17 protein-coding genes are annotated in these 17,856 nt (G+C 72.3%); 10 read left to right on the forward strand and 7 right to left on the reverse strand.

Features of this window, described 5'->3' with window-relative positions; genetic code table 11:
* Positions 1-7 precede the first annotated feature (7 nt).
* The 4 genes from AB0300_RS11610 to AB0300_RS11625 all read left to right on the forward strand — a co-directional run bounded on the left by AB0300_RS11610 (position 8) and on the right by AB0300_RS11625 (position 4,080).
* Positions 8-868: an inner-membrane translocator gene (locus tag AB0300_RS11610; RefSeq protein ID WP_025103865.1), complete on the forward strand. Its 861-nt coding sequence runs from the start codon at positions 8-10 to the stop codon at positions 866-868.
* On the forward strand, positions 855-2,627 hold the full coding sequence (locus AB0300_RS11615; RefSeq protein WP_025103864.1) for an ATP-binding cassette domain-containing protein: 1,773 nt from the start codon (positions 855-857) through the stop codon (positions 2,625-2,627). Before AB0300_RS11610 ends, AB0300_RS11615 begins: the two co-directional genes overlap by 14 nt.
* On the forward strand, positions 2,624-3,316 hold the full coding sequence (locus AB0300_RS11620) for an ATP-binding cassette domain-containing protein (RefSeq protein WP_126894342.1): 693 nt from the start codon (positions 2,624-2,626) through the stop codon (positions 3,314-3,316). Before AB0300_RS11615 ends, AB0300_RS11620 begins: the two co-directional genes overlap by 4 nt.
* Before the next feature lie 113 nt (positions 3,317-3,429).
* A complete protein-coding gene (locus AB0300_RS11625; protein WP_366216055.1) occupies positions 3,430-4,080 on the forward strand; it encodes an HAD-IA family hydrolase in 651 nt (216 codons plus the stop codon).
* A 27-nt stretch (positions 4,081-4,107) separates the two neighbouring features.
* Here the strand turns inward: AB0300_RS11625 and AB0300_RS11630 are convergent, their stop codons facing one another.
* Positions 4,108-5,142, reverse strand: a complete 1,035-nt coding sequence (locus tag AB0300_RS11630; protein WP_025103861.1) for an aldo/keto reductase — start codon at positions 5,140-5,142, stop codon at positions 4,108-4,110.
* Positions 5,143-5,261: 119 nt separating this feature from the next.
* Between AB0300_RS11630 and AB0300_RS11635 the strand changes: the two genes are divergently transcribed.
* Positions 5,262-5,819 carry a helix-turn-helix domain-containing protein gene (locus AB0300_RS11635; protein WP_366216056.1) on the forward strand — a complete coding sequence of 186 codons (558 nt, stop codon included), beginning with the start codon at positions 5,262-5,264 and terminating at the stop codon, positions 5,817-5,819.
* Between the two features lie 7 nt (positions 5,820-5,826).
* On the opposite strand, the gene AB0300_RS11640 is transcribed toward AB0300_RS11635, so the two are convergent.
* Both AB0300_RS11640 and AB0300_RS11645 read right to left on the reverse strand, forming a co-directional pair.
* Positions 5,827-6,642, reverse strand: coding sequence for an SDR family oxidoreductase (locus AB0300_RS11640; protein WP_071327385.1), 816 nt, complete (start codon positions 6,640-6,642; stop codon positions 5,827-5,829).
* 53 nt (positions 6,643-6,695) lie between these two features.
* Positions 6,696-7,538: an SDR family oxidoreductase gene (locus AB0300_RS11645; protein WP_366216057.1), complete on the reverse strand. Its 843-nt coding sequence runs from the start codon at positions 7,536-7,538 to the stop codon at positions 6,696-6,698.
* A gap of 150 nt (positions 7,539-7,688) precedes the next feature.
* On the opposite strand from AB0300_RS11645, the gene AB0300_RS11650 reads away from it, so the two are divergent.
* From AB0300_RS11650 to AB0300_RS11670, 5 genes are read left to right on the forward strand one after another with little or no spacing between them, the layout of a single operon-like run.
* Positions 7,689-9,143 (forward strand): APC family permease, encoded by a 1,455-nt coding sequence (locus AB0300_RS11650; RefSeq protein ID WP_366216058.1) that lies wholly within the window; start codon positions 7,689-7,691, stop codon positions 9,141-9,143.
* A gap of 39 nt (positions 9,144-9,182) precedes the next feature.
* Positions 9,183-10,022, forward strand: coding sequence for a molybdenum cofactor biosynthesis F family protein (locus tag AB0300_RS11655; protein ID WP_366216059.1), 840 nt, complete (start codon positions 9,183-9,185; stop codon positions 10,020-10,022).
* A 1-nt stretch (position 10,023) separates the two neighbouring features.
* Complete coding sequence (locus AB0300_RS11660; protein WP_366216060.1) at positions 10,024-11,667, forward strand: amidohydrolase; 1,644 nt, start codon at positions 10,024-10,026, stop codon at positions 11,665-11,667.
* Between the two features lie 25 nt (positions 11,668-11,692).
* Positions 11,693-12,049, forward strand: coding sequence for a DUF202 domain-containing protein (locus tag AB0300_RS11665; protein WP_062636014.1), 357 nt, complete (start codon positions 11,693-11,695; stop codon positions 12,047-12,049).
* Between the two features lie 13 nt (positions 12,050-12,062).
* Positions 12,063-12,434: a DUF202 domain-containing protein gene (locus tag AB0300_RS11670; protein ID WP_366216061.1), complete on the forward strand. Its 372-nt coding sequence runs from the start codon at positions 12,063-12,065 to the stop codon at positions 12,432-12,434.
* 67 nt (positions 12,435-12,501) lie between these two features.
* Here the strand turns inward: AB0300_RS11670 and AB0300_RS11675 are convergent, their stop codons facing one another.
* The 4 genes from AB0300_RS11675 to AB0300_RS11690 all read right to left on the reverse strand — a co-directional run bounded on the left by AB0300_RS11675 (position 12,502) and on the right by AB0300_RS11690 (position 17,835).
* The gene (locus AB0300_RS11675; protein WP_366216062.1) at positions 12,502-13,992 is read right to left on the reverse strand and encodes an FAD-dependent oxidoreductase; all 1,491 of its coding nucleotides are present in this window, start codon (positions 13,990-13,992) and stop codon (positions 12,502-12,504) included.
* A gap of 2 nt (positions 13,993-13,994) precedes the next feature.
* Positions 13,995-15,473: an aldehyde dehydrogenase family protein gene (locus tag AB0300_RS11680; RefSeq protein ID WP_366216063.1), complete on the reverse strand. Its 1,479-nt coding sequence runs from the start codon at positions 15,471-15,473 to the stop codon at positions 13,995-13,997.
* A gap of 48 nt (positions 15,474-15,521) precedes the next feature.
* The gene (locus AB0300_RS11685) at positions 15,522-17,144 is read right to left on the reverse strand and encodes a DUF222 domain-containing protein (RefSeq protein ID WP_366216064.1); all 1,623 of its coding nucleotides are present in this window, start codon (positions 17,142-17,144) and stop codon (positions 15,522-15,524) included.
* A gap of 253 nt (positions 17,145-17,397) precedes the next feature.
* A complete protein-coding gene (locus AB0300_RS11690) occupies positions 17,398-17,835 on the reverse strand; it encodes an Lrp/AsnC family transcriptional regulator (protein ID WP_071327392.1) in 438 nt (145 codons plus the stop codon).
* Between the last annotated feature and the right edge of the window lie 21 nt (positions 17,836-17,856).

The raw sequence follows: 17,856 nt of genomic DNA on the forward strand, positions 1-17,856 counted from the left end.
ACGCCTCATGCTCCAAGGCGCCATCGCCGGTCTCGCCGCCGGCGGCCTCTACGCCGTCCTCGGCGTCTGCCTCACCCTCATGTCGCGCCTCGTGCGCGTGGTGAACTTCGCCCAGGCCGCGACCGGCATGTTCGGGGCCTTCACCGCCGTGTGGTTCGTCCGCGAGATCGGGCTGCCCATCTGGCTGGGCTCGATCCTCGGCGTCCTCGTCGCGGGCGTGCTCGCCGCGGCCATCGGGTTCATCGCCGCGACCTGGCTGTCTGAGGCCTCGACGACGACCCGCTCGGCCATGACCGTCGGTCCGCTCCTGCTGCTCATCTCGCTGTCGTTCATCCTGTTCGGCAACAAGCCGCAGCCGTTCACCCCGATCATCGCCGGCCCCGCGTTCTCCTTCGGCGGCGTGGTGATCAGCCAGGTCACCGTCGCGACGGTGGCGATGGCCGTCGTCACCGCCGTCGCCGTCCGCATCGTGCTGCGCCGCACCCGGGTCGGCACCCAGCTGCGCGCGCTGTCGGAGCGGCCGACCACGGCGGAGTTGCTCGGCATCCGCTCCCGGCCGCTGTCGATCGCCGTCTGGTTCGTCACCGGGATCATCAGCGCCATCGCGATCATCATCGTCGCGCCCTCGCAGTCGAACGACGCCACGAGCCTGTCCATGCTCATTGTCCCGGCTGCGGCGGCCGCGCTCCTCGGCGGCTTCCGCCGGCTCGACCTCGCCGTCGTCGGCGGGCTGCTCCTCGGCGTCCTCGGCGGACTCGTCGCGCAGATCGACGAAGTGGCGCTCGTGCGCAACTTCCTGCCGTTCCTGTTCATCGTCGTCCTGTTGCTGTGGACGCAACGCAAGGAGGTGTGGGATGCCGCTCGCTGACCGCCCCTGGTTCCGGATCACCTGGCCGTTCGCCGTCGCCGTCGTCGGCATCGGCGTCGGCGCGCTCCTCAGCGCCGCCCTTCCCGGCTACTTCGTCTTCCTCGCGATCAGCGCCGTCACGGCCGCGATCGCGATCCTCGGCCTCGGCATCGTCACCGGCTCGGCCGGCATGATCGCCCTCTGCCAGCTCACGTTCGCCGCGGTCGGGGCGTGGATCGTCTCGCTGCTGAACGTGATGCAGGCGCCGGGCGGCTTCCTCGTCTGGCTCGTGCTCGGCGGTGTCGCGGCCGGTCTCGTCGGCATCCTCGTCGGGCTCCCCGCCCTGCGGCTGCGCGGGGTGAACCTCGCGGTGGTGACGCTCGGCTTCGCCGCGGCGGCCGACGTCACGCTCGTGCAGATCCAGTTCCCCGGCTCCGCGGACGGCATCGCGATCGAGCGGCCGGCACTGTTCGGGAGCGACCGGGAGTTCTTCTTCCTCTCCATCGTCGTGCTCGCCGTCTGCGGCCTGGCGGTGTTCTTCCTGCAGCGCGGACGGTGGGGCGCGAGCTGGAAGGCCGTCGCGTTCTCCGAGCGGGGCACGGCCGCGGCCGGGCAGAGCGTGCGCACCGCGAAGCTCACGGCGTTCGCGGTGTCGGCGGCCCTCGGCGGCATCTCCGGTGGGCTGCTCGCCGGTCAGGTGCAGCTCCCCTTCGCCTCGAGCTTCACACCGCTGCAGTCCCTCGCCCTGTACGTGCTGGCCATCATGTCCGGCGCGCACCTCATCGATATGGCCATCTTCGGCGGACTGCTCTGGGTGCTCGTGCCGGAGCTGCTCAAGCGCTGGGGCGTGCCGCAGGACTGGGGCTTCGTCGTGTTCGGCGTGCTGGGGGTGCAGGCGCTCACGAGCGGCACGAACCTCGGCCAGGGCATCCGCAACCTCCTGTACCGACGGGCCGACCGGCGCACGGCCACCGCAGAGCTCACGGCGCTCCCGCCCGACGCGGGGACCGAGGCGACGGCGATCACCACGACCACGACGGCCACCGTCGACGAGGCGGCCCTCGACGGCGCCCCGGTGCTCACGGTCGACGGCCTGACCGTGCAGTTCGGGGCGCTCAAGGCCCTCGACGACGTCTCGTTCACGGTGCCCGCCGCCTCGATCATGGGGCTCATCGGGCCGAACGGCGCCGGGAAGTCGACCTTCGTCGACGCCATCAGCGGCTTCCTCCCCCAGCACGAGGGCCGCGTGCTCCTCGGCGACCGCGACCTCGCCGGGCTCTCCCCCACCCGGCGTGCGCGACTCGGACTGCGACGGACCTTCCAGCAGGACCGCGTCCCTCCGGCGCTGACCGTGGGTGGCTACGTGCGCTTCGTGGCCAGACGGCGGCTCGCCGCGGCGGACATCGACGAGGTCCTCGCGTTCTTCGGGTGCCCGCCGGCCCGGGCGCGCCTCTCGAGCGTCGACGTCGGCACCCGGCGGCTCGTGGAGGTCGCAGCGAACGTCGCCGCCCGCCCGCGCCTGCTCATCCTCGACGAGCCCGCCGCCGGCCTCTCGCACGAGGAGCATCTGGCGCTCGCTGCTCGCCTGCGCGAGCTCCCGGGGCGCTACGGTGTTGCCCTCATCATCATCGAGCACGATCTCGACCTCGTCCGCTCGGTGTGCCCGACCCTCACGGTCCTCGACTTCGGCCGCGTCCTGGCGAGCGGCCCGCAGGCGGAGGTCCTCGCGAACCCCGACGTCGTCAAGGCGTACATGGGAGAGACGGAGCTGCTGAAATGAGCGCACTGGTGCTCGACGGCGTCACGGTGAGCCGCGGTGCCGGGCCGGTCATCTCGGACGTCTCGCTGCGGGTCGCCGGGGGCGAGGTCCTGGCCCTGGTCGGCCCCAACGGGGCGGGCAAGACGAGCCTGATCGAGGCGGTGTCCGGCGTGACGCCGCACTCGTCCGGGTCGATACTGCTGGACGGGGAGCCGATCGACCGGCTCTCCCGCGTGGCGCGGGCCCGGCGCGGCATCGTGCACATCGAGCAGGGGCGGGCCGTGTTCCCGTCGCTGACCGTGCGCGAGAACCTCTCCCTCACGGCGCGCACCGCCGGGGAGATCGAGGCCGTGCTCGCGCAGTTCCCGGAGCTGGAGAAGCGCATCGACTCCCCCACGGCGCTGCTGTCGGGTGGGGAGCAGCAGATGGTGGTGCTGGCACGGGCGTTCGCGGCGAAGCCCCGGGTGCTGCTCATCGACGAGATGTCCCTGGGCCTCGCGCCGGTGGTGTTCCTGCGCCTGATGCCGATCGTGTCGTCGATCGCGGAGTCCGGGGTGGCGGTGCTGCTGGTGGAGCAGTTCACGCAGCTCGCACTCGGTCTCGCGCAGGAGGCGGTGGTCGTCGCCGGCGGCCGTGTGTCGTTCCAGGGTGCGCCGCAGGCCCTCCAAGACGACCCCGCCCTCCTCCACCGCGCCTACCTCGGGGGCTGACTCCCCCTGTCGACCCACCCCGTTGCGTTCCTCCCGGCCCCTTGCGTACGTGCGCAAGGGGCCGGGGCGCACGAAAGGGGGTGGGTCGGCGGCGTGGGGGTTAGCCTGAGGGAGTGACCGAGATCCTCCACGCGCGCGCCGCCCTCCTCGACATGGACGGGACCCTCGTCGACTCGACCGCCGTCGTGGAGCGCCTCTGGCTCGCCTGGGCGGAGCCGCACGGGATCGACCCGGAGACCGTGCTCCGCACCGTCCACGGGCGCCAGGGGCACCAGAGCATGGCGATCCTGCTCCCCGAGCGCGACCACGCGATCAACCTCCGCGAGAACGAGGTCATGCTCGCCACCGAGGCCTCCGACGTGGACGGTGTGATCGGCATCCCGGGCGCCAATGAGCTGCTCGCCGCGCTGCAGCCGTTCCCGCACGCGGTGGTCACCTCCGCCAACGTCGCCCTCATGACCGCGCGGATGGGCCAGGCCGGGCTCACGGTCCCCGAACTCGCCGTGACGGCGGAGAACGTCTCGGCCTCGAAGCCCGATCCGGAGGGCTTCCTCCTCGCCGCCCGCACCCTCGGCATCGACCCCGGGGACTGCGTCGTGTTCGAGGACTCCGGCGCCGGCATCCAGGCCGCCCACGCGGCGGGCATGCGCGTGATCGGCATCGGTCCGCACGCGGGAGCCCACGCCCCGACCGTGCACGTCGACGACCTCACGCACGTCGCCGTGGTCCCGACCGACGAGGGCTTCGAGCTCCGCATCGACTGACGCGCGGGGCCCGAACGACCCCGCCGACTAGGCGGCGGAGCGGTCGGCGGCCGGACGCCGGCGGAGCACCGGCTCGAGCACCGCGGGCGGGTTGTACTGCTGATCGAGACGACCGACATCGGAGCCCGGCGGGACGATCTCGTCGATGCGGTCGAGCAGCTCGTCGCTCAGCGCCACGTCGACGCCCTCCAGCAGGTCGTCGAGCTGCTCCATCGACCGCGGCCCGATCAGCGCGCTGGTCACGCCGGGATGCGCGATCGCGAAGGCCATCGCGAGGTGCGTCATCCGGATGCCGCTCTCCTCGGACAGGGCGACGATCTGCTCCACCGCGTCGATCCGACGCTCGTCCTGGTTGTGTCGGAACATGGTCGCCCGCGCGAGATCGGTCTGCTGTCCCTTCCGGAACCGCCCGGTCAGCATGCCGCCGGCGAGCGGGCTCCAGACCAGCGTTCCCAGGCCGTACCGCTGCGCGACCGGGAGGACCTCGCGTTCGATGCCGCGGTTGAGGATCGAGTACGTCGGCTGCTCCGTCCGGAAGCGCTCGAGCCCGCGGCGCTCGGACGTCCACTGCGCCTCGACCTGCATCGAGGCCGGGAAGTCGGAGCTGCCGATCGCACGGACCTTGCCGCTGCGGACGAGGTCGGTCAGGGCGGAGAGCGTCTCCTCGAGGTCGACGCTGTCATCGGGACGGTGCGCCTGGTAGAGATCGATGTGGTCGGTGCGGAGCCGACGGAGCGAGTCCTCGACGGCGCGCATGATCCAGCGGCGGGAGTTGCCCCGGCGGTTGGGGTCGTCTCCCATCGGCCCGTTGAACTTCGTGGCGAGCACGACGTCGTCGCGGCGCCCGACGAGCGCTTTGCCGAGGAGTTCCTCGGACCCGCCCTGCGAGTACCGATCGGCGGTGTCGATGATGTTGATGCCGGCGTCGAGGGCCCGGTGGACGATCCGGATCGAGTCCTGTTCGTCGCCATTGCCGATGCGGCCGTCGGTGCCGAGCATCATCGCGCCGAGCGCGAACGGGCTGACTCGGATGCCGGTGCGGCCGAGGGTGCGGTAGTGCATGAGCGGTTCCTTTCGTGGCTGGCATCCCGTCGTCCGGTGTCCTATCGTTGACCGAAGCGGAACGCTCTTCCGGAAGCATACGGAACACTGTTCCGTTTAAGCAACCCCTGGGAGGATCCATGCGCGCCGATGCCCGCCGCAACACCGACGCCCTCGTCGACGCCGCGCGCGAGGTCTTCGCGACCGACGGGGTCGACGCACCCGCCAGGGCGATCGCGGATCGGGCCGGCGTCGGAGTGGGCACGTTGTACCGACGATTCCCCCAGCGCTCGGATCTGGTGGTGGCCGTCTTCCGCACCGCGGTGGATGCCACGGAGCAGGCGGCCTCCGAGCTCGCCGCCGCGCACGCGCCCGACGAGGCGCTCGCCCTCTGGCTGCAGCGGTTCACGCAGTTCATCGCGACGAAGCGGGGGCTCGCCGCCGCCCTGCACTCCGGCGACCCCGCCTTCGAGGCACTGCCGGCGTACTTCACGGCTCATCTCGGGGGCGCCCTCGACGGCCTGCTGCGCGCCGCCGAAGCGGCCGGGACCATCCGCGCCGACGTCGACGCCACGCAGCTGCTCTACGCCGCGGCGAACCTGTGCCAGTCCGCAGGGTCGGAGGAGCAGAGCCTGACCCTGGTCGGACTGCTCGTGGACGGCCTCCGCTACCGCGCGACGGCCACCGCCCACCCTTAACCCGGCGCTACATCCCGGCGTGGTCGAAGGCGATGGTCGGCACGTCGACCACGTGCGACCCGCCGTCCGCGACGATCACGGCGCCGGTGATGTACGACGACTCCCCCGACCCGAGGAACCGCACGACGGAGGCGATCTCGGCGGGCCGCGCCGGGCGGCGCAGCGGCACGTCGGCGGTGACCGTCGCGTACCCCTCCTCGCGGGAGCCGAGACCGGCGTGCGCCGCGAACTCGTCCATCTCCTCGTCGGCCATCGGCGTCTGCACCCACCCGGGGCAGATCGCGTTGACGCGCACGCCGTGGCGCCCGTAGTCGCGCGCGAGCGTCCGGGTGAGGCCGATGAGGGCGTGCTTGCCGACCGTGTATCCGGCCACCGACGGCCCCGCGAAGAGACCGGCCAGCGAGGAGACGACCACGATCTGGCCCTTGGCCTCGATCAGCGCCGGCAGCGCCTCCCGCGCCATCACGAACGCGGTGGTGAGGTTGGCGCGGATCGCAGCGTCCCAGCTCGCGTCGTCGGTCTCGGCGACCGGCGAGAACCCGTGTCCCCCGGCGTTCGCGACGAGAACGTCGATGCGGCCGAACCGCGCGAGGATCTCGGCGATCGCGGCCTGCGCCGACGCGGTGTCCGCCGCGTCCGCGACGACGGGGAACGCCCCGACGGCCCGCTCGACCTCGTGCAGCGGCTCGGGGCGGCGGCCCACCACGACGACGTGCGCCCCTTCGGCCGCGAACCGTTCCGCGACCGCCGCGCCGATGCCCGTGCCGCCTCCGGTGATGACGACGACGCGTCCGGAGACGCTCGATCCGACCACGGTTGCCATGTGTGCTCCTGTGTGTTCTGCGCGCGTGCGCGGTGGGGCCGGACGCGGGTGCGTCAGGCGGGGAAACCCGACCGGGCGGTGTACCCGAAGTCGCTGAGGAGGGTGGTGCCGTTGACCGCCCGGCTCCGCGGGGAGAGGAGGTAGGCGACGTGCACGGCGACCTCGTCGGCGCTCTGCACGGGGAAGGCGGGCTCGTCGAACGCCGCGGCGCCGAGGTCGCCCCGGCTCATCGGGGTGTCGACGATGGACGGTGACACCGCGTTCACCCGCACCCCGGTGCCGGCGAGGTCGACCGAGAGCGCCCTTCCGAACTGGACGAGCGCCGCCTTCGACGCGGCGTAGGGGGCCATGCCCGGGGAGGCGACGACAGCCGAGTCGCTCGCGAGCAGCACGACGGATCCGGCGGCGGACTCCCGGAGCGCCGCGATCGCGTGCTTGAGCACGAGGAACGCGCCGGTGATGTTCACGGCGAGGACGCGGTTCCACGCCTCCAAGGGGGTCTCCTCGATCGGCGTCCCGACCGGGCCGGAGATCCCGGCGCAGCAGACCACCGCGTCGAGACCACCCAGCGCGCGGACACCAGCGCCGACGGCGGCAGCCACCTGCTGTTCGTCCGTGACGTCGGCGGCGAGCAGCACCGGATCGATGCCGGCCTCCCCCGCCGCGTCCCGGAGCACGGCGGCGTCCCGGTCGAGCAGCGCGACCCGCACCCCCTCGGCGGCGAGCGCCCGGGCGACGGCACGACCGATGCCGGAGGCAGCCCCCGTGACGAGGGCGGTCGTGCCGTCGAGCTGCAGGTCCATCGCATCCTCCGACCGCAGCCCGGCGCCGCGCGGCGCCGACGAGACAGCGGTGTCGTCCCGGTCATCCTGCTCCGCGGTGCGGAGGGCCCGCACGCTCGACGCCGGGGTGTGCGCGGTGGCACCATCGTCCTTCGCTCACGGTCAAGCGTCGGAACGGGGCGGCGAGCAGACTCGCTCTATCGACGATTCCCCTCGTCGTCGATGCCGTGTCCACACGGCCGTCACCCGAGCAAAGGAGCCGACGTGGCAGAGCAGACCTCCGCACCCACGACGCCGCACCACACCTCCCTCCGCCCCGGCGCCCTCGGTGTCGCGGGCATCGTCTTCCTCGTCCTGGCCGCCGTGGCGCCGCTGACCGGGATCGTCGTCGTCGCCTCCCTCGCCATCGCGCTGGGCAACGGCGGCGGCACCCCGATGTCGTTCTTCCTCGTCGCGGCCATCCTGCTGCTGTTCGCGATCGGCTACGCCCAGATGTCGAAGCAGCTCGTGAACGCCGGAGGCTTCTACGCCTTCGTCGTGAGGGGCCTCGGCCGCACCGGCGGACTCGTCGCGGGCCTCATCGCGACGCTCGGCTACAACTTCTTCGTGGTCGGCACGATCGGCACCAGCGGCTTCTTCATGCAGACGATCATCCGCGACCTCACCGGGCTCGACGTGCACTGGCTCGTCTGGGGCCTGCTGTCGATCCTCGTCTGCTTCGTGCTCGCCCGGATCGGCGTCGACTTCAGCTCGAAGGTGCTCGGGGTGTGCCTCGTGCTCGAAGTGCTCATGCTCGTCGTGTTCGACATCTCGGTGCTCGTGCAGACCGGCTACGACGTCGCCGCGTTCAGCCCGGAGGCCGTGTTCTCCGGCTCGCTGCCCATCGGCCTGCTGCTCGCGGCGACCGGCTTCCTCGGGTTCGAGGCCACCGCGCTCTTCAGCGAGGAGGCCAAGCAGCCGCTGCGCACGATCCCGCGGGCGACCTACACCTCGATCATCGCGATCGGCGTGATCCTCGGCGTCACGACTTGGGCCGTGGTGAGCGCGACCGGCGTCGCGCAGGCGCAGGTCACGGCGCTGGAGCACCTGCCCACGGGCGACCTCATCTTCTCGCTCTCGCAGCAGTACCTGGGCGGACCGCTCACGACCGTGATGATGGTGCTGCTCCTGGTGAGCCTCTTCGCGGCGATGCTCGCCTTCCACAACTCCGCCACCCGCTACCTGTACTCGCTGGGCCGCGCGAAGATCCTCCCGCAGGCCCTCGCCCGCACCCGCCCGAACGGCGCCCCGCAGCTCGCGGGCATCGTGCAGGCCGGCTTCGCGGCGATCGTGGCGATCCTGTTCGCCCTCGCCGGCGCCGACCCCATCGTCACACTCGTGCCCGCGATGCTCGGCTTCGGCACCCTCAGCGTGCTGATCCTGCAGGGGCTCGCGGCGATCTCGATCGTCGTGTACTTCCGGCGCCGGAAGGACCCGCGGTGGTGGGGCACCTTCATCGCTCCGGGCATCGGCTTCCTCGGCATCGCGGCCATCTCGATCCTGGCGATCGTGAACTTCAACATCGTGGCCGGCTCCGAGGAGCTCGCGATCCGCCTGATGCCGCTGCTGCTCGTGCTCGCGCTGATCGGCGGCATCGTCTACGCCGCCTACCTCCGCCGTGCCAAGCCCGCCGTCTACGACGGCCTCGCCACCGATCTGGAGCGGTTCAGCGACCGCTGACGCCCGCGCCGACCCCGTTCTCCGAAGGAAGGAAACCCCATGACGACCCTCAACCCCGCCGACACCTCCACCTGGCTGCCGCTGGAAGGGCTCGCCCCCGGCTTCGACGCCAACAAGGCCCCGCACACCACCGCGCTGAGCGGCCGCGAGATCGCCGTCGTCGACGCCCGCGGCACCCGCATCGTCCACCGCTTCGACGACTCGACCGTCGCCTGGGAGTACCAGCCCGGCGCCGAGGACCCGACCGAGGCGGCATCCGACACCGACGACTACGAGGCGTTCGAGGTCGACGACGAGCTCTACTTCGTGCAGTTCCACCACCGCTACCTCCCGAACGAGGCCGTCTCGCTCGTGGTCGACCTGCGGCACGGACGCTCCCTCGCGGTGATCTCCGAGATCCTTCCCGCGCCCGAGCAGGGCCGCACCCGGGTGCAGCACCACTTCGCCCCAAGCACCATCGAGGGCGCCGACGTCACCGGCACCGAGGCCGCCCCCACGACCACGCTCATCGGGCGCCGCGTGGAATGGGTCTACAGCGAGGAGCACGCCTACGAGCACGTGTACCTCTCCCCGCGCTGGTACTCGTGGCAGTGCCTGGCCGGTCCGGAGCGCGGGCTCGCCGACACGGACGAGAACAGCGTGTGGGAGGTGCGCCCCGGGATCTACGTCTTCGCGTGGCGCGAGAAGGTGATCCCGTGCGCTTCGGTCACGATCGCCGACCACCGCGACGTGAACGCGATCCGCTCCCACGGCGTGCTGTTCGGTCTGGACGAGACCGGTGAGGTGCCGACGCACTTCACGTTCGGCGCGCACGGCCGCCTGCTGTCGACCACCCACCACACGCCCGCGCTCGAGCCCGCGACCTTCGGAGACGCCTGACATGACCGACGTCGCCGACCTCCTCGTCACCGGCTCCGTGATCCGCACGTCCGACCGCGCCCGTCCGCGCGCCGAGGCCTTCGCGGTGCGCGACGGACGGATCCTCGCCGTCGGCGACCGCGCCGACGTGGAGGCGTTCCGGGGCCGCCGCACGCGGGTCATCGAGGTCGGCGACGCGGCCGTCTACCCCGGCTTCGTGGACGTGCACAACCACCACGCGCTCGCCGGACGGACCGAGCTCTTCGAACTGTCGCTCGCCCCCTCCCTCACGCTCGACGAGATCCTCGACCGGGTGCGGGAGAAGGCGCAGACCCTGCCCGAGGACGCCTGGATCGTCGGCGGCGCCGTGGCCACGACCCTGCTCCCGACGCTGGCGAACACCGCCACGCGGCGCCGGCTGGACGAGGCGGCGGGCGGACGACCGGTGGCGCTCATGGAGGACTCCCGCCACAACCGCTGGGCCAGCACCCGGGCCCTGGAGCTCGCCGGCATCACGGCGGACAGCATCCCGACCTCCGGGGTCACGCTGCTCGACCCCGACGACGGCACGCCCACCGGCGTGCTCCTGGAGGCCGCCGGCATCCCGGTGCAGGAGGCGTATGACCACAGCGGCGGACTCACCCCGGAGCAGCACGCCGCCGCGTCCCGCCGCGGCATCGAGCTGCTGAACTCGTTCGGGATCACGGCGTTCCAGGACGCGGGGGTCTCCGTCGACATCCTCGCCGCACTCGCCGGGCTCGACCGCGCCGACGAGCTGCACGCCTGGGTCGTCTCCTCGCTCCTCATCAACGACGAGATCTTCGGATTCGACCCCATCGGCGCTCCCCTCCTCGACCGGGGCGAGGAGTTCCGCACGCCGCACCATCGCCCGGACTTCGTGAAGATCTTCCTCGACGGCGTGCCGCCCGCACGCACCGCCTCCTTCCTCGACCCGTATCCGGCGGATCCGGTGCACGGGGCGCACTTCCATGGCGAGACGACCATGACCCTCGACGAGCTCACCGACTGGCTGCGGGCCGTCGCCGCCCGCGGTCTCGGGGCCAAGGTTCACTGCACCGGCGACGGGTCGGCGCGCCTCGTGCTCGACGCGACCGCGCGCGTGCGCGCGGAAGGCTTCACGACGCCGGTGCAGATCGCGCACGGGCAGTTCCTCGCGGAGAGCGACATCCCCCGGCTCGCGGCGCTCGACGTCTCCGCCGACATCTCCCCGTTCATCTGGTACCCGGGCGTCATCCCTCGGGCGCTGGCGGACGTGCTGGGAGAGCGTGCCGAGCACTCCCAGCCCAACCGTGCCCTCCTCGACGCCGGAGCCCTCGTGGCCGGCGGCTCGGACTGGCCCGTGAGTGAGTCGCCGAACACGCTCGAGGGTCTGCAGGGGCTCGTGACACGGGCCGATCCGCTCGGCCGGGCCGCGGGCACGCTGTGGCCGGAGCAGGCGATCTCGGCCGAAGAGGCGCTGGAGGTCTTCACGATCAACGCCGCGACGGCGATGGGCCTCGGCGCGGAGACCGGTTCCCTGAGCCCCGGCAAGTCGGCCGACTTCGTGATCCTGGAACGGGATGCGATCGGCGGACCGGCGGAGGAGATCGTGCACACCGAGGTCGTCTCGACGTGGTTCGCCGGGCGCACGGTGCACGAGCGCTGAGCGCGCCGCGCCGTACGATGGGCGCATGCGCCGCTTCCCCGCCTCCGTCTACCGGGTCGGGGACGAGCCCGATCCCCGGTTCTCCCTCGCCAACGAGCGCACGTTCCTGGCCTGGACCCGGACCGGCCTGGCACTGATCGCGGGTGGCGTCGCGCTCGAGGTCCTCGGCCTCGACCTGCATCCCGGGTTCCGGCTGGCCGCCTCGCTGCTGCTGATGGTCGCCGGCACGGCCGTGGCGCCGCTCGCCTGGTTCGAGTGGATGCGGGCCGAACGCGCCCTCCGGCAGGGACGGCCGCTGCCCGGCGCACTGTCGGCGGTGGTGCTCGCCGTGGTCGTGGTGACGACGGGGCTGCTCGTCCTCGCCGGGGTGCTGTGGCGCTGACGGAGCCCTGCCGATGACCGCCCCCGATACTCCCGCCCCCGATCTGTACGACCCCGGGCTGCAGCCGGAGCGCACGGAGCTGGCCTGGCGGCGCACGGCCCTCGCGATCGCGGTCGGCTCGCTGCTGTCGCTGCGGGTCTTCCCGCTCGTGCTGCCTGCCGGCGCCGAGGGATGGGGCCTCATCCCGGGTGTGCTGGGTGTCGGCACGGCAGCGCTGCTCTGGATCGCCGCGCGCCGGCGGCAGCGCCGGACGACCGCGGTACTCACCGCCCGGGCGCGCGGGCCACTGCCGGGCGGCGCACTCCCGCTCGCGCTGACGGTGTTCGCGACCGGGTTCGGTCTCGTCGCCCTCGCGCTCGTGGCGGTGACGCTGCTCACGCGCTGACACGCCGGAGCGCGGGGCGATCGTCGGCGTCTGCCGTGACCGCCCCGCGTCCCCTCGCCGCCCTCCCTCAGTCCGCGAGGAGGAAGCGCGCGCCGCGTTCGCCGATCATGGCCGCGGGCGCGTTGGTGTTGCCGGTGGGCACGGTCGGCATGACTGAGGCGTCGACCACCCGGAGGCCCTCGATCCCGCGTACCCGGAGCTGCGGGTCGACAACGGACTCGGGGTCGGAGCCCATGCGGCAGGTGCCGACCTGGTGGTGGTAGGTGATGGCCGTGCGGCGCACCCACTCCTCCACGTCGTCGTCCGCGACATCCGGCCCGGGGTAGACCTCGACCGCACCCCACTCCTCGGCGAGCGCGGGCTGTGCGCCGATGCGGCGGCACTGGCGCACCGAGGCGGCCAGGGCATCGGCATCACGCTGATCCTCCAGCGCCGCCAGGTCGATGTGCGGCAGGTCGTCGAGGCCAGGACCGGTGAGGCGGAGCTCGCCGCGGCTGTACGGCGTGACCAGGCCCGCCATGAGCGTGAACCCGTCGGTGCCCCGCGGCTCCAGCTCTCCCCACATCGGGACGGAGAAGTGGATGGGCTGCGTGTCCGGCTGCGCGAGGCCGTCCCGGCTGCGCCAGAACAGGTGGCTCTGCGTGACGGAGACCCCCGGCTGCGGCGGGCCGACGGGCTTCTTCTCGGTCGCGAAGATCACCGGGGAGAGGAGGTGGTCGTGCAGGTTCTTGCCCACGGCGGGGGCGTCGTGCACGACGGGGATGCCGAGGGCACTCAGCTCAGCGGCGGGACCGATGCCCGAGCGCAGCAGGATGACAGGAGTGCCGAGTGCTCCCGCCGAGAGGATGACCTCGTCCGCGAGCACCTCCTCGGCGTCGTCGCCCTCCCCCAGCCGGATGCCGACCGCACGACCCTCGCGCACGATCACGGAGTGCACGGCGCGACCGGTGAGGATCGTCATCCGGTCGGCGACGGGCTGCGCATAGGCGGTCCAGGTGTTGACGCGGCGGCCGTCCGTGATCGTGACCTGCTCCTGCGAGACCCCGTCGAGCGTGCCCCCGTTGTAGTTCGGGTTGCGTGGCAGCCCCTCCTCGACGGCGGCGTCGATGATCGAGGCCTGGATGGGCGCGAGCGCGTAGTCGTCGGTCACCGGCAGCAGGTCGTTCTCGATCGCGTCGTAGATCGGCTCGACCTCGGCCCAGCCCCATCCGGTCGCGCCGGCCGCCTCCCACGCGTCGTAGTCGGAGGCCGCGCCGCGCACCCAGATCATGGCGTTCAGCGCGTGCGACCCACCGGTGACCTTGCCGCGAGGAAGATGCAGCCGACGACCGGCCGCGTGCGGCTGCGGCACGGTGAAGAAGTCCCAGTCCTCGGCGGAGTGCCAGAGTTCACCCGCCCGCGAGGGGTCGTGGATGGCCGGGTTCGTGTCGTAGCCGCCCGCCTCGACGAGCGTCACCGCGACACCGGCGTCGGTGAGACGCCGCGCGACGATGGCTCCCGACGTGCCGGCACCGACGACGATGGCGGAGCGCGCCGCGCCACTGTTCGCCGCGGTCACGTTCACGCCTTCCGGCCGGGTCCGGAGACGACCTGGGTGACGGCGACGGACTTGAGCCCCTCGACGCCGAACTCCAGCCCGTAGCCCGAGCTCTTCACGCCGCCGAACGGCACCATCGGGTGCAGCCCGCCGTGCGAGTTGATCCACACCGTGCCGGACTGCATGCGCGCGGCGACGGCGCGGGCCTCCTCCGGGTCGCTCGCCCACACCGAGGCGCCGAGGCCCACGTCGAGCGCGTTCGCGAGCGCGAAGGCCTCGTCGACGTCGCTGTAGCGGATGACGGGAAGCGCGGGACCGAACTGCTCCTCCTGCACGAGTGCCGCGTCGTTGTCGATGTCGGCGACGATGGTGGGCCGGTAGAACAGCTCGCCGAGCTCGGTGGCCGGCTCGCCACCCGTGACGATCCGGGCGCCGCGGCTCCGCGCATCGTCGACGAGGCGACTGACGATGTCGAACTGCGGACGGTTCTGCAGCGGTCCGAGCACGTTGCCCTCGTCGAGCCCGTTGCCCATCGGCACCTGCGCGGCGATCGCGGCGAGCGCGTCCACGACCTCGTCGTACACGGAGTCGTGCACGTAGAGGCGCTTCATGGCGGCGCAGGTCTGTCCGGTGTTGATGAACGCACCCCAGAAGAGGTCTTCCGCGATCGCGGAGGGATCGGTGCCGGGGAGCACGATGCCCGCGTCGTTGCCGCCCAGCTCCAGCGTGAGGCGGGCGAGGTTGCCCGCGGAGCTCTCGATGATGCGGCGCCCTGTCGCGGTGGAGCCCGTGAACATGATCTTGGCGATGTCGGGGTGCGAGGCGAGGCGGCCGCCCACCTCGCGGTCGCCGGAGACGCCGATGAGGACGTCGGCGGGCAGCACGTCGTTCATCACCGCGAGCATCGCCAGCACGCTCAGCGGCGTGTACTCGCTGGGCTTCGCGACGACCGTGTTGCCCATGCGCAGCGACGGACCGATCTGCCAGATCGTGATCATGAGCGGCCAGTTCCACGGCCCGATGGCGCCGACCACACCGGCCGCCTTGTAGACGAGCTCGGCGTGCAGCGTCTCGTCGTCGACGAGCACCTGCGGCTCCAGGACGGTGGTGGCGTTGGTGCGCAGCCAGGCCGAGCAGGCGCCGAGCTCGAACCGCGCGTTGGGGCCGTTCAGCGGCTTGCCCTGCTCCCGCGACAGGAGGTAGGCGAGCCCCTCGGCGTTCGCGTCGATGGCGTCGGCCGCGGCCAGGAGGAGTGCGCTCCGCTTCTCGTGTCCGAGCGCCTCCCACGCGGGCTGCGCGGCCTTCGCGCGGGCGATGGCGTCGTCGAGGTCGGAGACCGTGGCCACGGGCGCGCGTCCGATGACCTCTCGCGTCGCGGCGTCGGGGATCTCGCGCCCCTCACCCTGCGGGGCCTGGATGCGGTCGAGCAGCGCAGCGGCGGCGGTCGCCGCGGCATCGGCGGATCCGGAGTCGACGGCTACGGGAACGGCGGAATCGGACATCGGTCTCTCTCCTTCGAGCGGGTCACGGCGCGGACGCCGGTCTTCTTCTCATTCTCGGTCGGCCCTTCCCGCCGCACTTGTCGCGGAGCGCGCCGGAGATGTCCCCGCGCGAAGGATGCGCTCCCGGGCCGGTCCCGCGTGAGCGAATCGGGACCCCGTCCGGTCCGGGGAGCCGGTAAGCGTCAGGCGCGGCGTGCGCCATCGTCGCCTCGGATCCCACCACGCCGGCCCTCGCACCTGCGGCACTCCCTCTCGCATGCGGATCTGCCACCCCGAGGTGTCCAGTGCGCGGTGGTGGTGCCAGCACAGCGCGACCCCGTTGTCGGTGTGCGTCGGACCCCCGTGCGCGTGCTCCGTGACGTGGTGGATCTCGCACCAGGCGGCGGGGACGTGACACCCGGGGATCAGGCACTCACCGTCCCGCACGCCGATCGCCCGGCGCTGCGCGGGGGTAAAGATCCGGTCGCTCGACCCGAGCCCGACGATCCTTCCTCCGGCGCCGAGCACGATCCGCTGGACCGTCCCTCCGCACGCCGTGTGCGCGGCCACCCGCGTCGACACCGGCGTCTCGGCACCCTCGACCCGCGCCCAGCCGCGCCCCGTGGCATAGTCCTCGGCGCCGACCGTCACCACGAGTGTCGGGGCGGCACCACCCAGCCGCGGCATGTCGTCGTGCCGGGCTGCGATCCCCAGGGCCGCCGCGAGCGCGTCGTGCTGCTTCTGTGCCCGCGTGCGCCCGTCGACCATCCCGCCGGGGTCGCCGGCCGGGAGCACATCGTCGTCCGGGGACACCGCCGTGTCCCGCTGCTCGGCATCGGAATCCTCGAGTTCCGCGGACGGGACAAAGTGCACGCCGGGAAGCGGCGGACCATCGACCTTCGGGTTCAGATATGCGTCCCAGATCCGCTGCAGCTGCCCCGCGACCTCGGGCAGCAGTGCGCCCCGGACCGGGATCACGCCGTCCTTGGCGCGCCCCAGCACCACACCTCGCGCTCGCAGCGCGATGTCTTCCGCAGGCTCCGCGCCGTCGGGGTCGAGGTACTGCACGATCAGCTGCGCCCGCACCCGCAGATCCTCGGGTGTCGGCGCCGGCCCGGGCTCGTTCTGGGCGTCATCACTGTTCTCGGCGCCATCACTGTTCTCGGCACCGTCGCAACTCTCCTCGCCACGAGCGACCTCCGCGAGATACGCGTCGGCCTCCCAGCGGTCGGCGAGGCGCACGCGAGGGCCTGCCTGCTCGATCGGCCCGGTCGCGGCCAGCAACCCGGTCACGCCGAGCGCCCCGTCGAGGAGGGCCTCGCGCAGCGCCGGCCACCGCGCCGGCAGCCACTCCCCGGAGGACAGGTCGACCTCGCGTCGCACCAACCGCGCGCTCTTCACGAGGCGCGCGGCGGACGCGCCGTCGGTGCTGAGCACCCGCTGCAGCAGCTCGTTCATCGAGCGACAGCCGAACCCTCCGCAGAAGGCCGGCTCCCCCGACCCCGCCGGACGCGGATCGACGCTCGCGACCGCCTCCACGATCACGGCCTCCACGCGTCGCTGGATCTCGCCCGCGACCCGCAGCAGGTGCATCATCGCCCCGGCATCGAGAGCGCCCACGGTGCCGGACTGCAGCACGGCGTCGAGAGCGACGACCGTGTCGTCGAGAACCGCTGCCGGGGTGCCTTCCATACGACGATTCAACAGAGGGCCACCGACATTGCGAGGCCCGATTACCCCTGTTCAGACTGATATTCCAGTACGCGCGAAGGACTCCTCCTGCACACGAACAGACCCGTGATCAACCCTCCACATCACAACACCATCCGCACAACATGCCGCCGCCGAAATCCGCCGCTTCCCGGCACGACCCCCGCACCCCACCCACGACCCGCGGCACCGACGCCCGTCGCACCCCAACGTCCCCCGTCGCAGGAAACAACCGTCACGCCCGGTCGAAGTCCTCGAAGATCAGGATCGTCCGCGTCGAGCGGATCGACGGGATCGCCTGGATGTCCTCCAGCACGATGCGGCGCAGGTCGCGGGCGTCGTTGGCGCGCACGAGCAGCAGCACGTCGAAGTCGCCGCCGACGAGCGCCATGTGCTCGATCTCCGGGATCGCCCGGAGCCGCGCGCTCACCTCCTGCCACGTGGCCTGCTCGATCGCGAGGGTCACGTACGCGCTCGCGTGATGCCCCAGCAGCACGGGGTCGGTGCGCACGGTGTACCCCGTGATGACCCCGGCGTCGGTGAGGCGCTTGATGCGGGCATGCGCCCCCGCGCGGGAGATGTGCACCGCCTCGGCGATCGCGGTCATGGACGCCCGCGCATCCCGCCGCAGCTCCGCGAGGATCGCGCGATCCGTCTCGTCCAGCGCCGCCATGGCACCCCTCTCGCGTCCGGG

Source organism: Microbacterium sp. NPDC078814, assembly GCF_040702645.1.
GTDB lineage: Bacteria > Actinomycetota > Actinomycetes > Actinomycetales > Microbacteriaceae > Microbacterium.

Excerpts from the sequence above, each read along its gene's own strand:
- AB0300_RS11620 (WP_126894342.1), top strand. The coding sequence starts at position 2,624 with ATGAGCGCACTGGTGCTCGACGGCGTCACGGTGAGCCGCGGTGCCGGG.
- AB0300_RS11615 (WP_025103864.1), top strand. The coding sequence starts at position 855 with ATGCCGCTCGCTGACCGCCCCTGGTTCCGGATCACCTGGCCGTTCGCC.
- AB0300_RS11640 (WP_071327385.1), bottom strand. The coding sequence starts at position 6,642 with ATGGCAACCGTGGTCGGATCGAGCGTCTCCGGACGCGTCGTCGTCATC.
- AB0300_RS11630 (WP_025103861.1), bottom strand. The coding sequence starts at position 5,142 with ATGCACTACCGCACCCTCGGCCGCACCGGCATCCGAGTCAGCCCGTTC.
- AB0300_RS11635 (WP_366216056.1), top strand. The coding sequence starts at position 5,262 with ATGCGCGCCGATGCCCGCCGCAACACCGACGCCCTCGTCGACGCCGCG.
- AB0300_RS11680 (WP_366216063.1), bottom strand. The coding sequence starts at position 15,473 with ATGTCCGATTCCGCCGTTCCCGTAGCCGTCGACTCCGGATCCGCCGAT.
- AB0300_RS11685 (WP_366216064.1), bottom strand. The coding sequence starts at position 17,144 with ATGGAAGGCACCCCGGCAGCGGTTCTCGACGACACGGTCGTCGCTCTC.
- AB0300_RS11690 (WP_071327392.1), bottom strand. The coding sequence starts at position 17,835 with ATGGCGGCGCTGGACGAGACGGATCGCGCGATCCTCGCGGAGCTGCGG.
- AB0300_RS11610 (WP_025103865.1), top strand. The coding sequence starts at position 8 with ATGCTCCAAGGCGCCATCGCCGGTCTCGCCGCCGGCGGCCTCTACGCC.
- AB0300_RS11660 (WP_366216060.1), top strand. The coding sequence starts at position 10,024 with ATGACCGACGTCGCCGACCTCCTCGTCACCGGCTCCGTGATCCGCACG.
- AB0300_RS11665 (WP_062636014.1), top strand. The coding sequence starts at position 11,693 with ATGCGCCGCTTCCCCGCCTCCGTCTACCGGGTCGGGGACGAGCCCGAT.
- AB0300_RS11655 (WP_366216059.1), top strand. The coding sequence starts at position 9,183 with ATGACGACCCTCAACCCCGCCGACACCTCCACCTGGCTGCCGCTGGAA.
- AB0300_RS11670 (WP_366216061.1), top strand. The coding sequence starts at position 12,063 with ATGACCGCCCCCGATACTCCCGCCCCCGATCTGTACGACCCCGGGCTG.